The organism is Spirosoma flavus, assembly GCF_054778555.1.
Map to the genome: position 1 here is coordinate 1,259,823 of NZ_BAAGZL010000001.1, position 18,357 is coordinate 1,278,179.

Here is an 18,357-nt window from a genome sequence, read left to right on the forward strand (position 1 = left end):
ACTAATGCCGCAAGTTACAAAAACCCCTTCGATGTTTCAGAATCAACTGTCCATTCTCATTGCCGATGAAATGCACCCATCGCTATTCCCTATGCTCAACGAAGCTGGCTTTTCGTATGATTATCAGCCGAAAATAAGCCGTAGCGAGCTTCTGGAAGCCATAGCCCCTTATTCAGGACTGATTATTCGGAGTAAAACTAATGTCGATGAAGAGTTACTGAGCCACGCACCGAACCTACAATTTATCGGACGGGCCGGGGCTGGGCTGGATTTGATAGATCTCGGTGCGACGGAACAACGCAACATTCAGGTATTTCACGCAGGCGAAGGCAATCGTGATGCAGTGGCCGAACATTCGGTAGGTATGTTATTGGCATTGCTGGCAAATATTCTGAAAGCCGATCGCGAAGTACGTCAGGGTATCTGGGACCGCGAAGGTAATCGGGGATACGAGTTGGGTAGCCTGACAGTTGGCCTGATTGGGTACGGAAACAACGGGCGGGCAACCGCCCAGCGGCTGAGTGGTTTCGGATGCCGCGTACTGGCCTACGATAAATTTCTGACGAATTATGGCGATACGTTCGCGCAGGAAGCCACGCTGGAGCAAATAAAAGCAGAAGCCGACGTAATAAGCCTGCACATTCCACTTACCGACGAAACGCGCCTGATGGTAAACGATACGTTCATCGCCGACGTAGCAAAGCCGTTTTACCTGATAAATATTGCCCGGGGAGAGATTACGTCGCTGTCGGCACTGGTACGTGGATTGGAAAGCGGAAAGGTGCGTGGGGCCTGTCTGGACGTACTGGAAAACGAAAAACTCGCCAAACTTACCCCCGATCAGCAAGCTTCTTTCGATTACCTGCGCCAGTCAGACCGGGTTGTGTTAACGCCCCACGTAGCAGGCTGGACGCACGAAAGTTACGTACGTATCAACGAAGTGCTGGTTCGGCAGCTTACTTCGTTAACGTGAGTTAAGCGTAAATAAGATAAAATGCGCTGACTAATAGAATGTTGCTGACGCGCAGGGGTTCGACAGGCTATAATTCGCGCTACTTCGTCACGGTGAAATTGATTGTAGAGCAGGTTGTTCCGGCTTCGTTAATGACGCAAATCGGACCAGTGACGGCGCTCGCAGGAACGGTAACTTTATAGGTATTGTCGACGCCAATCATCACGGCTGGTGCCGACGTACCGTTTCCAAATCGGATTTCTTTCACCGATGCCATGTTGTCGCCCTTTATGATGATGTCCGTACCGACTTTGCCCGCTTGAGGAGAGAAGTCCAGATTGGTAATTGGACGTAACACGGTGAAAGTGAAAAAGATCTCGGCCGTATTTAATTCCCCGGCGGCATTGACAATACGTAACGGCCCGGTTTGTGCCGTGCTCGGTATAGTGACGTAACGCTCTACGTCCGTGTTTTTACCACCGTCGGGGGCTTCGGTTGTCATTCCAAAAAAGAAAATCTGAGCGTTCAGCAAGAAGTCGCCACGGAGTACAACCCGGTCGCCCGGTCGGGCTTTGGCTGGAATGACATCTGTTAAGACGGGCCGCTGGACCACCACAAGGGAGGTTGTTGTTGATACGGTTCCGGCTTTATTCGTAACGGTAATAGGACCGCTGGTACCCGCTACTGGTACGTCGACGGTGAGGCTGCTGCCTTCGGTACGTATCGAAATTGGTACAGAAATCCCGTTGATACGAACGTCTGTTATCCGGTGAAGATTTTGGCCAGTTATGGTAACCGCCCGACTCCGCACTTGCCGCGCCGGACTAAATGTTAGGTTAGATGGCGCTACGTAGTAGAAAAACGACTCGGTAGCCACAGCCGAACCACCAACACTGTTCACCGAAATCGTTACTTGAGTAGGAGCCGCAAACGCAGGAACAGTAGCTTCAAGTTGTGTATTACTAAGCACCCGGAATGTAACGGGCGTATTGTTGAACGAAACCGCTGTTACGTCGGACAGGTTAAAACCCGACAAAATCAGTTTGTCGCCAGCTATACCATCTTTAGCGCTGAGGTTTCCTACATAGGGTGGCTGAATAATAAGTATGCTATCCGCGCTGGTCGCCACCAACTTATCGAATACCGTTACAGACACTTTTCCCGACGTAGCGGTCGGCGGTACAATAGTACGTATCTCGGTGTCTTTTACCGTCGTCTGACTTTTCTCTGTATTCAATCCATTGATACGTACCACGCCATCTGTAAGGTTCACGCCCTGGATAACCAGTTCAGTACCAGGCTTTAATTTTTTGGCTGATAGGCTGGTGATTTGCGGAGTGCCGGCTACAATAAACGTAGTGGTGTATTGACCGCCACCATTTTGTCCTCCCCCTGTCTCGACCGCAAAGGGTTGCGGACCGCGCGCTATGGTGCGAGGGACTTCTACGGTAAGTTTTGTAGCGGAGCTATCAATAATTTTAGCGTCGATTGCGTCGAATCGGACCCGTAAAAGCTGATTGAGGTAATTGCCGGTAACCACCACCTGTGAACCGGGAAGGCCGTTTGTTGGGCTAATAGTTACGTTAGTTGGCTCGGGTTGCTGCACCAGAAACGGCAACGGATCGGAAGTGCCTTCGCTGGTACGTACCTGAACCTGCGTTGCGCCTGGTTTAACAAGAGGAACGCGTACCTGAATGGTGTTTTCGTCATGCCCCAGAATGTCGGCTGTTACGGCTGATGAGGCCACGCCAAACGTAACAACGGGTTCGGAGCCAAACTGATAGCCCGATAGCACGATTGTTTTGCCAATGAGTTCTTTAGATATTGACAAACTGACCAATTCGGGTGGATTATTCCGAACACGACAGCTCACTACGCCAAGAAATACAACTAAGAGGAAGAAAAATGATATAATCGTCTTCATAACGGCTGCAATCGATCCCTTCGACGCTTATAGACAACAAAATTAGTCAATTTAGCGGTCGAAAAACCATTTCTTTCGAAAGCCTGTTGTTTAAGTGTTGAGTGATGAACAATGAGTGATGCGTAATAAACGATGAATGCAGCCAATGCATTATCCTTCATTACGGATCACTTATCATTCATCATTCATCACTCATCAATTAGAAAAAAATGAACTACCGCAGCCTGAAACCATCAAAATTACTTTCGATTACTACGTTAGGCGAACTTAAAGCCGCTGGCTATCAGTCCCGTACAATTAAGCAGGAATTACGCGAGAATCTTATTGAGCGAATCAAAGAGAAAGAAGTTGTTTTTCCGGGTATCTGGGGGTACGAGGAGACCGTGATTCCGGATGTGGAGCGCGCTATTCTGTCGATGCACCACATAAACCTGTTGGGTTTGCGGGGACAGGCCAAAACGCGGATTGCCCGCCTGATGGTGAACCTCTTAGATGAGTACATCCCGGTTGTGGAGGGTTCTGAACTGAACGACGACCCAATCCAGCCTCTGTCGCGTTTTGCTCATGATCTGATCGCGGAGCGAGGTGACCAGACGCCTATTGCCTGGTTGCACCGGAACGACCGCTACACCGAAAAGCTCGCTACGCCCGACGTATCGGTTGCCGACCTGATTGGCGACGTAGATCCTATTAAGGCTGCTACGTTGAAACTGCCTTATTCCGACGAACGTACCATCCATTTTGGCCTGATTCCGCGTTCGCACCGGTGTATTTTTGTGATTAACGAATTGCCTGATTTACAAGCTCGTATTCAAGTGTCGTTGTTCAATATTTTGCAGGAGGGCGATATCCAGATTCGGGGTTTCAAACTTCGCCTGCCGCTCGATATTCAATTTGTGTTCACGGCTAACCCCGAAGATTACACAAACCGGGGTAGCATTGTAACTCCTCTGAAAGACCGGATTGATTCACAGATTGTGACGCACTACCCGAAATCCATCGAAATCGGTAAGAAGATTACGATGCAGGAGGCTATCGTGAAAACGGAGCAAAAGGGCATGGTGAAGACCAACGATCTGGTGGCCGACCTCATCGAGCAAGTTGCTCTGGAAGCTCGTGAGAGTGAGTATGTTGATTCGAAAAGTGGCGTTTCGGCCCGTATGACGATTTCGGCTTACGAAAACCTGCTATCCTCAGCTGAGCGCCGTGCGCTTCTAAATAGTGAAAAAGATACTTACGTGCGGATCGCCGATTTGTACGGGGTGGTTCCGGCCATTTGTGGGAAAGTCGAGCTGGTTTACGAAGGTGAAGTTGAAGGACCGGTTATTGTCGCGCAGAACCTGATTGGGAAAGCCGTTCGTAATCAGTTTTTAAACTATTTCCCGAATCCGGAAAAAGCCAAAAAAGACAAACGCGGTAACCCCTACAAAAAAATTACCGACTGGTTTGGCGATGGTAACACCATGGACATCCTGAACAACCTGAGCAATCGTGACTACGAAGCCCGGCTACGTACCATCGATGGTCTGGATGATCTGGTTGACCAGTTTCATCCGCGATTAGGCAAGTCGGAAAAGTTGTTCATGATGGAATTTGCGCTTCATGGTCTGGCAGAGCACTCGCTGGTGGGTAAAAAAGCGATGGATACCGGTCAGTCGTTTAAGGACCTGCTTGGGTCGATGTTTAACCCTGGATCAGGTTTCGGCGAAGAGGAAGAAGATGACGATGACGAACGGTTTTAAGAAATAAATAATAGATATAGAGTTAAAGGGTTACAAAGTTCTTGATGCGTCAGAAACTTTATAACCCTTTAACTCTATATCTATTATATTATGAATTCTCGGCTATCACCGCAGTACCATTCGCGCTGACCATGAGCATTGAGCCGTTGCCGCCAATGGTTTCATAATCCAGATCGACCCCGATGATGGCGGTAGCGCCCAGCCGGGTAGCCTGATCGATCATTTCTTTGATAGCGATGCTTTTGGCTTCGCGCAGTCCCTGCTCATAAGCTCCCGAGCGGCCACCCACAACATCGCGGATACCGGCGAAAAAATCTTTTACAAAGTTTGCTCCGATAATAGCTTCTCCGTTGACGAGGCCGATGTATTTGGTAATGCGCTTACCTTCAATATTGGGCGTAGTAGTAACGAGCATGTAGAAAGTTCAATTTGTTGTAGAAGGCGTAAAGTTATAAAGTTATAGCGTTGTATGACCATTTCTGGTGCTTACTGGCAAGAAAGCTACACAACGACCGCCACACTTCTACGTTGTTAGTCTACAAACCTGTCTGTTCTGGTGATCGGCAATTACTACTTACGTATCAGATTGGCAGGTGTTTACTAAAATCTATTAGCTGCATACTACGTTACTTTGCGTTTTATGTGCCATTTTTAAACCCAGAACCCGATTCTCCCATTTTCATCCTCAAAACACATGAGAAACCTCCGTTTTTCCCGCCTGTTCGCCTACGTATTACTCGTTGCAGTTCCTTTCTGGTTTAATGCCTGTAAGAAAGATGACAACACAACTACACCAACACCAAGCAATTCGGTTGAAGGTACTTATAAAGTATCGGCTCTCCAGGCGAGTCCAGCCGTGCTTGGGCAGTTTTCTGATTTACTATCTGCCGCTCCCCTTGTGCTGGGAACAAGTTGCCTGACCGACGTTAGTATTACGTTTAAGACGGGAGGCACTGTATCTACCGACAATCCAACATCCTGTCAGCAAAGTAAAATCCCTGCGAGTAGCATAACAGGTGTAGATGCCGCCAGTAAATGGTCGCAGAGTGGCTCTACGCTGAGCGTTACAACCAGCACCGGCACAAAGACCGATTATACCGTATTAAGCACTGGCGCCGTAATGAAACTTCAATGGAAGGGGGATGCCGATTTCGCAAATACCGGGAAACCTACTTCGTATACGTATACGATGGATCTCAAAAGACAGTAATAAGGCAAAACCAAAATAGTATTCGGAAGGAAGCCATTCGCTTTATTGGCCGCTCAGCAAGTGGCTGACCGTTTAATAAATCAAATGCTGGTACACTTTTTGGAAAGTATAAGCTTTGCGGTGAATTCAATAGTTCAATAAACCAAAAAGCAATCAATACAATGAAAAAAGTGAACGTAGTTCGTGTATGGGCCTGGGTATCTATCCTCGCATTACCCCTGTGGTTTGGAAGCTGTAAGAAAGGAGGCACTGATCCCATAACTCCATCGACATCGGCCGTTGAAGGAAACTGGAAAATATCCGGATATAAAGTTGATCCTTCGATCGTTTACAACGCAAGTGGTCAGAAAACGAACGATTTACTTCTGGTTTTAAAGCAGGTACCGGGTGGCGCTGATGCCGTTGAATGTTTAACTACTACAATTGTTACGTTTAATAGTAACGGCAAAATCACTGGGAAGCCAGGTACTAAATGCACAGCCGCCAATTCGGATATGAACCCAGTTGACGACAACTCAAACTGGAAACTGGACGGAAATAAACTGACGATTACCAGCGGTTCGGACGTAACAACGTATGATACGGCCATAAGCGGTAGTACGTTGAAAATGTCGACGCAGGAAGTAGATGACCTGGATGGCGACGGCAAAAAAGAAACGTACACCTATACGCTCGAACTGACCAAGGTGTAACATTAATGCACAGTAGATATGAAGCCGTCCTGTTACGTAGGGCGGCTTTTTTTATGCTTCATCCAGGCAATCCTGCAACGTAGCAATGTATTTTTCCAGATAAAGTGGTACGTCTTTGGCCTTATATTGAAGAATGTAGCGGGGGTGATCCAACGTAACGATACGTTCGAAAAAGCCTTGCTCGTCGTTGAGCCGACGCAGGTAGGTTTCGTTTTTACGGCCCAGGCATACTGCTACGTTCCGATTAGCGCCAAACGAAAGCTGCGTTCGAACGGCTTCGGTAATAGCGGGCCAGAGCGCGTTGGTAGTAGCCCGGTCGTCGTAGAAATTGTAGTTTTTCCCATCCTTCGTCAATGCCAGTGGAAAAAGCGAAGTCAGAAAGAAGCGTTCGTAAAAATCCTTTGCTCCACCAAATGCATCAACAACCTGATAAATAAACCGGCTGGATAATTCGGGTGTGTCACGCAACGTATTATCGATGCCACAGTAGCGACGCAGGTTCTGGGGCGTTGTAAACGAAATTCCGGTAACGCCAGCGCCAAATCGTCCCGGATTGATGCCCAGCAGAAAAACGCGCGGATTGGTATCGCGGAAAAATTTCGTGTAAAACTCAACGACAATCCGCTGAACGTCAGGTTCCTGAAACGAATTCATGACTTCAACGCCCGCTGGTAAATTGGTCGGCGCAACCAGCGAATTATAATATGAAATGGCTTTATCAGCAAAAGTGGCCGGTTGGGTGGTCATAGTAAGAAGAATAGATAAACGTAACGTTGAATCTATTTTGACTTGTGTAAAAGAGGGGCCGAACACCATCACACAAGCAACGGTATTCGGCCCCTCGTTAATGAGCAATCTTTACTTAATATTCTTCCGACGATTTCGCTGGAAATCTTCAAACATCATATTACCAAGGCCCTGTAAACCACTGTAATACGCCCGACCATTGTTCACTTTCGTAAATTCCTGCACGAACTGTTTCAGATACGGGTCGGAGGCAATCATGAACGTAGTGATCGGTATATCAAGACGACGGCACTGCGCGGCCAGTGTCAGGGTTTTACTGACAACTTTGCGGTCAAGACCGAAGGAGTTTTTGTAATATTTAATACCCTCTTTCAGACAGGTCGGTTTCCCGTCCGTAATCATAAAAATTTGCTTGTTCTTATTTTTCCGCCGACGTAGCAAATCCATCGCCAGTTCCAGACCCGCTACGGTGTTAGTGTGGTAAGGTCCGACTTCCAGATAAGGCAGTTCCTTCGCCTGAATCTGCCAGGCATCATTGCCAAACACCACAATATCGAGCGTGTCTTTGGGGTATTTCAATTTTACCAGTTCGACCAGCGCCAGCGCCACTTTTTTGGCGGGCGTAATCCGGTCTTCGCCATACAGAATCATCGAGTGGCTAATGTCGATCATGAGCACCGTCGATGTCTGCGTTTTCTGCTCTTTCTCCGTTACTTCCAGGTCACGTTCCATCAGCCGAAACTCCTCGACACCGCTGTTGATCTGGGCATTTTTGATGGATTCGGTCATGGATATCTGTTCCAACGTATCACCGAACTGGTAGCTACGTAGATCGCTGCTGAGTTCATCGCCCGTGCCCGTATACGGCGTGTTATGATTACCGCCTGATTTGGAGCGTTTAAGCTTGCCAAAAATTTCTTCAAGCGCGGCCCGCCGGATGGTTTGCTCACTTTTTGGCGTCATCACGATTTTGCCCTGCTCGTTGTCTTCGGTCAGATACCCTTTTTCTTTCAGGTCCTCGAAGAAATTACCGATGCCGTATTTGTCGTCGGTCAGGCCATATTGACGGTCGAGCTGACTCATCCACGACATGGCTTGTTCCACATCGCCCGACGTTAATAGAAGAAGTTGCTGGAAAATATTGAGCAATTTATCGAAGTTGCTACCTTCTTTCTGCTCGGGGGGGATAAACTGGGAGAATTGAAAGCCTTTCATTGGTAAGAGTCATTAGTTTTTATCGCCGTTCAGGAACGTAGCAGCGAATAGTTGGGTACGTATCAGGAGAACAGTATGGTCAACAGATTTGTTCGCCCTACTTTTTCACGATTGGCAGTCGGATTTGCGACGGATATTGCGCCGTATGAATAATCTGATTATGCGCCACAACGCCTTTTGTTTCGGTGTAATTATCGCCACCCGTGTTCATGTTCCGGTCAAAGCGCGGGAAATTACTGCTCGATATTTCAACGCGAATGCGGTGGCCTGGTGCAAAATAATTGCTCGTCGCCATCGGGCTTAATGTAAGCTTATAAACCTTTCCTTTGTCCATCCAGACTTCCTTATCGAACCCATCGCGGTAACGAGCACGTAGTATGGTTTCGTCCAGATTATACGCCTTGCCGTCGGGGTAAACATCAATGAGTTTAACGGTAAAATCAGTGTCTTTTGCGTCCGACGATACGTATAACATAGGTTCGATGGAGCCGGTTACTTCAACGCCATCGGCAAACGGTTCGGTCGTATAAACCAGAATATCCTGTCGGGTTTCCATTTGGTGTTGATCGTATGAGCCGCCCTGAACCGCATTTCCCGTACAGCAAACATTGCCACCGTAGGAGGGAACCGGAAACGCTGGGTCGTAGGTAAACGAATCGGCCTTTTCGTCTTTGCCTAAAGTCTTGGTAGTCAGTTTGCCATCGCCGTATAAACTATTAGCGTGTCCACCGCTCGACAAGTAATACGTCGTCATTTCGGCGCTGGCGGGAGGCCATGTTTCGGAAGTTTGCCATTTGTTAGAACCCATCGTGTAGTATTTCACGCGCGGCATATTTTTCACTACGTCGTTGCTCTCGCCTTTGAGCCATTGATCGAACCAGCCGTAAATCATGGTGTCGTAATCCAGCCGGGCATCGCCCACGCTACGTTCTCCTACGATGGTATTGGCTGTTGCTCGTTTATATGCACAGTGCAGCGTAGGCGCAATGACCAGGTATTGATTATCACGCACTTTTGGGTCTGTTGCGTTCTTCCGAACGTGATTGTATAAAGCCAGATTGGGTCCAGTCGATACGTCATACCAGGACGCAAACCAGTAACTAGGCACGTTAAACGGCATATTATCGTGATACAGACCACCTTTATACCAGTCAGGATCATTGGGTTTCCGGGCGATCATTTTTTCGTAAACGCCTTTCGCGCCGTTCGCATTTTTAATGATGTCCTGAACGGGCAGCACTTTCAGCCCCTGCGCCCAATCGACTTTGGGCATTTCGGGAGCCAGATCGTAAAAACGGGACACACGCGTTAAGTCCTCACTAGTTGCCGTTTTTTGAAAAAGTGGCCGGGCAAACTGATCGACCTGCGTACCGTAAAGCCACGTAGTAAATAACATCTGCTGCGCGCCACCCCGATACCAGTTTCCCTGTTCATAAAACGGCCCAACCCGTCCGACGCCCGCGCCAAAACCCATCGGCACCATAGCCGCCAGAGCCGGGTGATTCAGCGATGCTACTGCCATTTGCCATTCGGCTGTGGAGGAGCAGCCATACGTACCGATTTTGCCATTCGACCAGGGTTGTTTCGACATCCAGTCAAAAGCGTCGTAACCGTCGGTGGTTGGTGGACCAAGAATGTCCCATTCGCCTTCTGAAAAAAACTTACCCCGTTCATTCTGAATGACATAAGCGTAACCGCGATTTATCGCTTCAAGAGCGGTCTGATAATTATTGGTACGTTGTTCGCCATCGCCCCAGTTGTTAAAATTATAAGGCGTTTTCGAGAAAATGATCGGGACTTTTTTGTCGGTTTTAGGCCGATAAATATCGGTTGCCAGCCGGACGCCATCGCGCATAGGCATCATAACCTTTTGCTCAATAATGGCAACTTCCTGTAATTTTTTTAGGACATCTTCCTGCGCATAAGCGTATTGCGTGAGGCAGAGAATGACTAATAGAATGGGTTTAATAAACGTAGAGGAGCGTTTCATTGATGAGGTTGTACAGTTTATGCTACGTAGTGAAATAACGCATTTGGATGCATAAAACAAAAGCGGCCCAACTTTTTGGAAAGTCGGGCCGCATCATTTATAGATAATCTGGTTTTGGCGGCAGGTTTACCACCCCCAACCACTCATTGTCTTAAGGGCTAATCCTGCGGGGGGTACGTTTCGTCGCGTAGCGACCCAATGTTTGTAGAAAAGGTGGTCTTCTTAACCCCTCCGTCGCGTGGCGGCCTAACAACAAGTACGGTTTGGTCGCTACGCGACGGAAAAAGGGGTTGAAAAAACCTGATGGCTATAAACATTAGGTCGCTATGCGACGTAATACAAACTCCTATAATAGTAGGTTTTAGGAGGCTAGTGAACAGTACGTTTACCGCGCGCTTACGTTCGAACCGGCTGCATACCACAGGCTGGCGAGTGCTTTCTGATGTTTGGAACGTAATTCCTCCAACTTCACCTGAAGGTCAATCAATTTTGATTCGCGACTGTTAACAAGAAACAACGAACTTTCGCCCAACTGAAACTTCTCGACTTCGGCACGTACCAGAATCTGCTGATTGGCCGTCGTTTGTTGCTGAGTCGTGATTTGCCGTTCAAGCGCAGCCAGTTCGTTCCAGGCACGTTGTACGTCATTGGCAATGTCGCGTCCGGCCTGTTGCCGTTCGAGTCCCGTTTGCTGGTTTTGCAACTGCACCTGACGAAGTTTGCCCCGTTCAGTACGCAGGAAAATCGGGAAAGCCAGATCGACGCCGATTTTATGATTATCAGTCCGGAAACCGTAATAATTGGCTCCATCACCAAATTCGCCGGGAATTGGGCCACGACTTAACAAACTGGCTTCCAGATTGACTTTCGGCAGCAAAAGCGACCGTCTGTAACGCTCTTCTAGCGTAAGTTGCTGTTGCCGATTGCCCAATCGAATTAACTCTGGATGGCGTTGCGAAGCCCGTTCGACCAATTCCTGAAGTTGAATCTGGCTTGCCTGGGCCGGCGGTGCGGCCTGTGGCGCTACCATCGCTGGCAAATCGATGGGTTGCGGAATGCTTTCTGGCTGGCTGCTCCATAGGAACGTACTAAGCAGTAGTCGTGTGTTTTGCAGTTGAACGTCAGCCTGTTGAAGCTGCACTTGTCGGTCCTGAGCCGTAATCAACGCTTCGGTCGTGTCGACAGCGGCTGCGTCGCCAATCAGATTTCGCTCACGAACAGCCAGAAAACGGGTTTGCGCGAGTTGAAAACCTTGTTCAATCCAGCGAAACTGCTGAAAAGCCTGATACCAGTCCCAATAAGCTTTCGCGGCATCCAGCAGTGTTTTGTTGATCAGATCGAGCTGCTTGGCTTCGGCCATGTTCACCGACAACTGCGCCTGCCGTAACGTATTACGTCGCGAATCGATGAGCAAACCCTGTGTAATCGGCACGCTTACGCCTACTGCCATCAATCCGTTGGATGGTACGTTGTTTTCGGGATTCAAGTATTTCCCCGTATTCCGGTCGTAATACATTTTCACGTCAAGCCCACCCGGCATCACCGGAACCGACACGCCCGACCGCCATTTTTCGTAGTACAACGTATTACCAAAGTTCTTGTTGGCGTAGTCGGTCATCAGCTTTGGGTCGAAAGCGCCACGCGCCTGCATGACCTGCGTTTGGGCTTCCAGACTCAGCAACGTTGCCTGCTTTACAATTGGATGATGCTGTAAAACAGCCTGATAAAACTCTTCGGCTGTAAAAACGGGCAACGTATCAGATACGATCGTCGAATTGATCGGGGGGGTTGCCAAACCGGACGTAGTGCCCGACGTAGCGATAACAGCACGCGATGGTACGTTGGTGGTGGGAGTTATTGATCCTGCTGGTGCGACTGGAATTGTTTGTTGCCCGAATACACAACCTGACCAAAGCAGAAAACTCCCTATCCAGCCACAGGCAAAGGATAGTTTCATATTTTTTCTGTCTTTTCGGGTTCCTGTTTTAAACTAGGTGGAAATCCATTGAGCTGCCGCCAGATTTCGTACCAGATCGGTACATCGTTGAGCATTACCCAACCCACTACGCCCGAACCCACACGGAGTTGTTTGGGCCAGGGTTGATCGCCCGGCAACACTTCCGGACGTACCAGCAACCGGTATTTACCGTCGGTGCTGCTGACGGCATCGATGACCGCTACCCGCCCGCCGAACGTACCGACAGCCACGGCCGGCCAACCCGAAAATTGAATAGCGGGCCAGCCATCGAACTGAATACGCACGATACGTCCCTGCTGAATGAGCGGTACGTCCATGGCCCGGACGTAGAGCTCAACGGCGATGGATGGGTTATCGGGTTGCAACGTAGCAATCGATTCGCCTTCTTTTATAGTCTCCCCAATTCCGGCTTTGAGGGCACGAACGACGTAGCCACTCTGTGGGGCGCGAATTACGTACATACCTCGACGGACCGCTACGTTGCCGATTTTGTTGCGCATCACGGCAATTTCGTTGTTCGCACTTGCCTGACTCGATACGGCAGAACTCCGGTCGGACATGGTTTTCGCTACGTCCTGCTCGTACTTGGCCTGGATGAGCTGGAGATTAAGCTGTGCGTTGGCCAGACTCTGCCGCGATACGTTCAGTTTGTTTTCCTGCCCCACTACTTTGGCGTAATCCTGCTGGAGTGTAATTCGACGGCTTTCCAGATCGGTTAATGAAAATAGTCCGTCTTTGTAGCCTTTCTCGTAACGCTCCAGTCGGGTAACCGCAATCTGATAGTTCCGGCGGATGGCTTCCAGATCGGCACTGTCGATACGTACCTGCAACTGGCTCTGTTTGACCTTGTTTCGGGCCGAAGCCAGGTCAACTTTAACACCCTGATTTAACGCTTGTATCTGTCCGTCGAGCGCCTGAATTTTAGCATCTGTAGCCGTACGACTGCCTTCCTTCGCGGCTAGCTGCTCCCGCAAACGCTGGGGTAAATTGGGATCAAAATATTCGTCTTTGATTTCTGAAATGACGAGCAACGTATCACCTTTCTTCACGTGCTGCCCCTCCTGTACAGACCACCGTTCGATTCGCCCCGCAATAGCGTTCTGTAGCGATTGCGGCCGATCTTTTGGCGATAAAGCTGTTACAGTGCCCGTGCCGCTGATGTTTTGCCGCCAGGGCAGAAACATTACGATAAACGTTAAAATCAAAAAAAACAGCATAAAGCGACCAAGCTTTCGGCTGCTTCGGGGGTGGGGAAGTTTCTGTAGTGATTTGAGTGGATAATGAGCAATAATCTGCTCACTATCAATTTCCTGATTGGATATATTAAGCATGTGTCAGAGAGTCGGTTTTGATGGGTAAATCGGTTACCATACCAATTTTTTCTACGCTCGCGAGCATGTCGAAAACGGTATCAAAGCTGGAAATCAGTTTATCGACCGCGGCTGTAACCAGTACGATAACCAGTTCAGAAGCGACGAACTGACCCAGCGACATTTCTCGGCTGACAACCAGCGACGTGCCAAGCAGTAACAGCCCACCCGTAACCAGCATTCGGAAAGCAATGGACGTGTAATAGAATCGCTTCAGAATGCTGAAATGCTTATTTCGGTTTTTGAGATAACTGGCAAGGCGCTGGTCAATCTCTTTGATTGGCTCTCTATTGTCGCCCGATGCGCGCTTTTCGGAAACAGCTAGTGAATACTTCTCAAGCCAATCCACCACTTCGTATTTATCACTCGATTCCTTAATGCTGGTGTACGTGCCCTCCGGACCAAACAGCCGAACAACGCCATAAATAACCAACAGTGTCACCACGCCAAATCCGATAAAAACGGGGTGATAGAAGGAAAGCAAAATGATGCCGAACAAAATCTGAATGGCTGCGGCCGGCAAGTCGATCAGGATTTTGGTCATGCCTTTCTGCAGCGTGACCATATCGAAGAAGCGGTTCATCAACTCAGGCGGATAATACGCGTTCAGCGCGTCGGGGTTGATACGTGGCAGGCGATACGTAAATTCAAACGCAGCTTTGACAAATAACCGCTGCTGAATAATCTCGACCAGCGTGAGTTGGACTACTGTCAATATACCGCCAACCAGCACGCCAACAATGACCAGCCCAATCATTACGTAGATTGAACTAAACAACATGCCACTGGATACTAAATTGAAAACAGCCTGAATACCAAGAGGTAAGGTAAGCCCTATTATCCCGGTAATAACTGCGAATAAAAGTGTATAAACTATATCTTTCCGTTCTGTTCCCAGCAGTCGCATCAATCGTCGGAAAGGCGAGGGTGGGGGTTGTAGGTGGGTACTAACCGCCATATGTCAAAAAACGTTTTTATTAAAAAGGTATTAAAACCTTTAGAATAAACGAAGTGATATGACTTTTGGTTTGAATCGAACCCGGTAGAATAGATTAGAATTTGATGAGAGCTGTAAATCAATGAGTTACAACCTGTAGTCGAGTTGATAAATAGGATTATTCTAACTTGCCTAAATATAAATAATAATAAAACATATTTTAGTATACTTGTGTAATATTATGATTATGAACGTCTTCCGATAAATTCATGCGTTTATTTCAGCAATTACTGCTTATGAAAAGTTGGAAACTATGCTTATCGAAATACATGCATGGAAAGATAAAAAGCGTCAATTCTATGACACTTAAACCATTGGACGATTTGCTGAAAAAGGAATAGCTGTAAAAAACATTTCTACAACTGCGCCAGCAGATACAGCACCGCCATCCGTACCGCTACGCCGTTTTCTACCTGATCAAGGATGATACTAAGCATGTATTACTTATAATGAGCTAAAGCTTGTGTTAGATGTTCACGAATCTGTTCACGTAGTATTTCGGGGATTAAAACCTCAACATCTGGACCGAATTCTAAAATCTGAGCTTCCAATTCGCGGTTGAGTTCAACGTTTAGTCGAACAATAAGTTTACCATCTTTTTGCACTTCGGTTTTCTGTGATCGATGCAATTTCTTAGTCAATACGTATTGGGCGCGGTCGGGACTAAACCGTAATACAACCTCCATAGGTCCTTCACCTTTCGATACGCCAATTCGGTGTTCAAAGTAGGTTTGGGCATTGAATGAGCGTTTATCCGTCGGTTTCGACAAGAGATTTAGACCTACAATTCGGTCAATAGCAAAGGTTTGAACACTATCCGCGTCTTCACGCCAGCCCAGCATAAACCAACGATTATTGAACTGCCGAAGTACAACCGGGTGGATAATGGAAGTAGTAGGTTGCTGCTTAAAGGGTTCATAAGTGAGCTGGATATCACATTCCGACAGAATAGCACGGTAGAGGGGGATCAGGAATTGCCGCCCTTTCAATTCAGGTTCGTCAAATTGGAGCGCTTGGTCCGAGTTAGTGTCGAGCGCGGCAGTACGTTGTTCAAGCCGCAGTAGTAACTCCTCCAAACCCGCAAATTCGGGTTTAGAGGCTAACTGACGCACAACAGCTAATAGTTCTTCAAGTGTGCCAGCGAAGCTATCATCTAATCCTTCAAAAATTGAATAGCTCATCCCTTCATACTTAAAACCTTTCCAGCGATTGGCTTTCTCCGGCAGAGGGGCATGAAGTTCATCACGTAAAAATGCGATGTCGGCAGCTATAGTACGTTCCGTTACACCGGGGTCAATTTCCTGACATAAATGTGTTAATGTAGCCAGATTATAAGTACGTCGGCTCCGAAATAGTTTATGGAGTTTGATTACCCGTTGTAGCCGCAGCTGACTAACGGCGCCGTCACGTTTTGCCATATCTGAAAATTCTTGAGCGAATATATTATCAACTACAAAAAGTTGGTAGTTGATATTTTTTTGTTTGCATCAGAAATCAATTAGAACGCTATGGAGACGACTGATACGATCACCATTTTCAATCACTTGCCGTTTACCGCTACCCGCGAACAGGCGCATGCGCTCTATCTGCTCGAAGAGTTTGTGAATGCTGAATCCTCAGCGGATGCATTTGTGTTGCAGGGGGCGGCCGGTACGGGTAAAACATCGCTGGTGAAAGCGTTAGTTGAGCATCTGGAATCCAGTGATATACGTTATTATCTGGCAGCACCTACTGGTCGGGCGACTAAAGTGTTGAGCAAAAAAACGAATGCGCTGGCTCATACAGTGCATCATTTACTCTATACACCTCAGACACTGGATGACAGCCGCGTTATGCTTACACGCCGTCCGCAAGCCGACGAGCCATACAGTGTTTATATTGTGGACGAAGCATCGATGATAAGCGACCGGCGTGATATGAGCGGGCAGTTTGTAGCTCCGAATTCGCTGATGTTCGATTTGCTCGACCACATTAAAAGCGGTAACCGACGTAGCAAAATCATTTTCATTGGCGACCGTTACCAGTTAGAACCGGTAAATGAATCATTTTCGCCCACACTCAAAGCCGAGTACTTACGCACTACGTATAAACTGACGGTTTGCACTGCCGAACTGACCGAAGTGAAGCGTCAGGCGGGTGATTCGCCTATTCTAACTCTGGCTACCGACCTGCGTCGACGTAGTGATGCCGGACTACCGCTTAACCGCCTGAACGTAGCACGTGTGCAACGAGTGGGCGAAGCACTACGTCGGTACATGCATCTGTACGACCCCAATCGTCCCGACAACGTAACAATGATTGCGTACAGCAACCGCGATGTAAACTGGTTCAACGGTGCCGTACGCGAACGGCTTGGGTTAGCTAACCAGCCACTTGCGGTGGGCGATCAGGTGATGGTACATGAAAACTGGACCGACGGAAGTCGCTTAATTATGAAAGGAGATACGGGGCGAGTATTATCAATAGTGGCGAAAACTGAAAACAAAGCTGGGTTAACATTTGTAGAGGCTGAACTAGCCTTTATGGATGCCGAGAACCAGCCATTTACTATAACGACGCAAGTGTTGATTGATACGTTGCTGAGCGAAAAAGGTGAAACGGACCCCGAAAAGTTGCGTATGTTAAAAGCCGAACGTATGGCGAAAAACGCTACGTATCGGCAAAGCGATCGAGCGTATAACGACCCATATATGGGAGCCATGCGATTACGTTATGGCTATGCGCTTACCTGCCACAAAGCACAGGGTGGCGAGTGGAACCACGTAATACTACACCCCTGGTTTCGACAGAATGATTATCGCTACGCCTACACCGCCGTGACGCGGGCGCGGGAATCGGTCATAAGCTGGGAACCGGGTGGGTATGGTCGGAGTTAACCCCAAAAAAACGCCCGATTTGATTATCTTGCAATGACAACAATGAATGATATGGAAACGTATTCAGTTGAAATCAGGAATCCCCAGGCCGTTAAACTGCTTCAGGATATGGCAGCCAGGGAAATGATTGTCCTTAAGCCGATTGCATCGTCGAGTTCGGTATTGACGGAAGACGAGAAAAAACTTGCTCGTGAGCGAGTGATGCGCGGTGCGTCCAGCTTGAATATTGATGAAATGCTGGAATGGTTACAAGAATCGAAGAAGGATCGTAAACTGCCTTTTCGCGACGAATGAGAATACTGGATTCTAATTTGCTTATTTATTCCGCACAGGATCGCTTTATTTTTCTAAGGGTGTTACTTGAGGCAGAACATACCTACCTATCGGCAGTTTCAAAAGTTGAAACATTAGGCTATTCCAGACTCAATAATGATGAACGGTCTTATTTCGAAGATGTATTTAAGATAGCTTCGGTAATACCAATCACTGGCGACATTATTGATAAAGCTGTTGAGCTAAGGCAACTAAAAAAAATGTCATTAGGTGATTGCTTAATAGCCGCCACCGCCTTACTGAACGGTCTTGACCTTTACACGAATAATACGGTAGACTTCACGAATATACCCGGCCTGACGGTTGTAAATCCACTCATTGCTTAATCTAC

At 47.9% G+C, this 18,357-nt stretch carries 16 protein-coding genes; 7 read left to right on the forward strand and 9 right to left on the reverse strand.

The window, feature by feature from the left end:
- Positions 1–31: 31 nt before the first annotated feature.
- Entirely contained in the window at positions 32–973 is a 942-nt protein-coding gene (locus ACYVF1_RS04915) for a 2-hydroxyacid dehydrogenase (RefSeq protein ID WP_461077811.1), read from the forward strand.
- A gap of 79 nt (positions 974–1,052) precedes the next feature.
- Here ACYVF1_RS04915 and ACYVF1_RS04920 read toward each other — a convergent pair whose 3' ends face one another.
- Positions 1,053–2,876 carry an IPT/TIG domain-containing protein gene (locus ACYVF1_RS04920; protein WP_461076199.1) on the reverse strand — a complete coding sequence of 608 codons (1,824 nt, stop codon included), beginning with the start codon at positions 2,874–2,876 and terminating at the stop codon, positions 1,053–1,055.
- A 209-nt stretch (positions 2,877–3,085) separates the two neighbouring features.
- On the opposite strand from ACYVF1_RS04920, the gene ACYVF1_RS04925 reads away from it, so the two are divergent.
- A complete protein-coding gene (locus tag ACYVF1_RS04925; RefSeq protein WP_461076201.1) occupies positions 3,086–4,618 on the forward strand; it encodes a P-loop NTPase family protein in 1,533 nt (510 codons plus the stop codon).
- 88 nt (positions 4,619–4,706) lie between these two features.
- Here ACYVF1_RS04925 and ACYVF1_RS04930 read toward each other — a convergent pair whose 3' ends face one another.
- Entirely contained in the window at positions 4,707–5,033 is a 327-nt protein-coding gene (locus ACYVF1_RS04930; protein ID WP_461076203.1) for a heavy metal-binding domain-containing protein, read from the reverse strand.
- 279 nt (positions 5,034–5,312) lie between these two features.
- Here ACYVF1_RS04930 and ACYVF1_RS04935 point away from each other — a divergent pair, with 279 nt between their 5' ends.
- Together ACYVF1_RS04935 and ACYVF1_RS04940 are read left to right on the forward strand one after the other, a co-directional pair.
- Positions 5,313–5,828: a lipocalin family protein gene (locus tag ACYVF1_RS04935; RefSeq protein WP_461076205.1), complete on the forward strand. Its 516-nt coding sequence runs from the start codon at positions 5,313–5,315 to the stop codon at positions 5,826–5,828.
- A gap of 161 nt (positions 5,829–5,989) precedes the next feature.
- Entirely contained in the window at positions 5,990–6,520 is a 531-nt protein-coding gene (locus tag ACYVF1_RS04940; RefSeq protein ID WP_461076207.1) for a lipocalin family protein, read from the forward strand.
- A 51-nt stretch (positions 6,521–6,571) separates the two neighbouring features.
- Here the strand turns inward: ACYVF1_RS04940 and ACYVF1_RS04945 are convergent, their stop codons facing one another.
- From ACYVF1_RS04945 to ACYVF1_RS04975, 7 genes are all read right to left on the reverse strand, one after another.
- A complete protein-coding gene (locus ACYVF1_RS04945) occupies positions 6,572–7,267 on the reverse strand; it encodes a uracil-DNA glycosylase family protein (protein WP_461076209.1) in 696 nt (231 codons plus the stop codon).
- A 111-nt stretch (positions 7,268–7,378) separates the two neighbouring features.
- Positions 7,379–8,482, reverse strand: coding sequence for a vWA domain-containing protein (locus ACYVF1_RS04950; protein ID WP_461076211.1), 1,104 nt, complete (start codon positions 8,480–8,482; stop codon positions 7,379–7,381).
- A gap of 97 nt (positions 8,483–8,579) precedes the next feature.
- Complete coding sequence (locus tag ACYVF1_RS04955) at positions 8,580–10,472, reverse strand: CocE/NonD family hydrolase (protein ID WP_461076213.1); 1,893 nt, start codon at positions 10,470–10,472, stop codon at positions 8,580–8,582.
- Positions 10,473–10,857: 385 nt separating this feature from the next.
- Positions 10,858–12,429 (reverse strand): TolC family protein, encoded by a 1,572-nt coding sequence (locus ACYVF1_RS04960; protein ID WP_461076215.1) that lies wholly within the window; start codon positions 12,427–12,429, stop codon positions 10,858–10,860.
- Positions 12,426–13,781, reverse strand: a complete 1,356-nt coding sequence (locus ACYVF1_RS04965; RefSeq protein WP_461076217.1) for an HlyD family secretion protein — start codon at positions 13,779–13,781, stop codon at positions 12,426–12,428. The genes ACYVF1_RS04960 and ACYVF1_RS04965 overlap by 4 nt, the downstream gene beginning before the upstream one ends.
- Positions 13,774–14,778, reverse strand: coding sequence for an ATP-binding cassette domain-containing protein (locus tag ACYVF1_RS04970; RefSeq protein WP_461076219.1), 1,005 nt, complete (start codon positions 14,776–14,778; stop codon positions 13,774–13,776). The genes ACYVF1_RS04965 and ACYVF1_RS04970 overlap by 8 nt, the downstream gene beginning before the upstream one ends.
- A gap of 479 nt (positions 14,779–15,257) precedes the next feature.
- Entirely contained in the window at positions 15,258–16,235 is a 978-nt protein-coding gene (locus tag ACYVF1_RS04975; RefSeq protein ID WP_461076221.1) for a helix-turn-helix transcriptional regulator, read from the reverse strand.
- Between the two features lie 90 nt (positions 16,236–16,325).
- Between ACYVF1_RS04975 and ACYVF1_RS04980 the strand changes: the two genes are divergently transcribed.
- The 3 genes from ACYVF1_RS04980 to ACYVF1_RS04990 are packed head-to-tail and all read left to right on the forward strand — an operon-like array spanning position 16,326 to position 18,352.
- The gene (locus ACYVF1_RS04980) at positions 16,326–17,693 is read left to right on the forward strand and encodes an ATP-dependent DNA helicase (protein ID WP_461076223.1); all 1,368 of its coding nucleotides are present in this window, start codon (positions 16,326–16,328) and stop codon (positions 17,691–17,693) included.
- A gap of 33 nt (positions 17,694–17,726) precedes the next feature.
- Entirely contained in the window at positions 17,727–17,987 is a 261-nt protein-coding gene (locus tag ACYVF1_RS04985; RefSeq protein ID WP_461076225.1) for a hypothetical protein, read from the forward strand.
- Complete coding sequence (locus ACYVF1_RS04990; RefSeq protein ID WP_461076227.1) at positions 17,984–18,352, forward strand: type II toxin-antitoxin system VapC family toxin; 369 nt, start codon at positions 17,984–17,986, stop codon at positions 18,350–18,352. Before ACYVF1_RS04985 ends, ACYVF1_RS04990 begins: the two co-directional genes overlap by 4 nt.
- Positions 18,353–18,357: the final 5 nt, after the last annotated feature.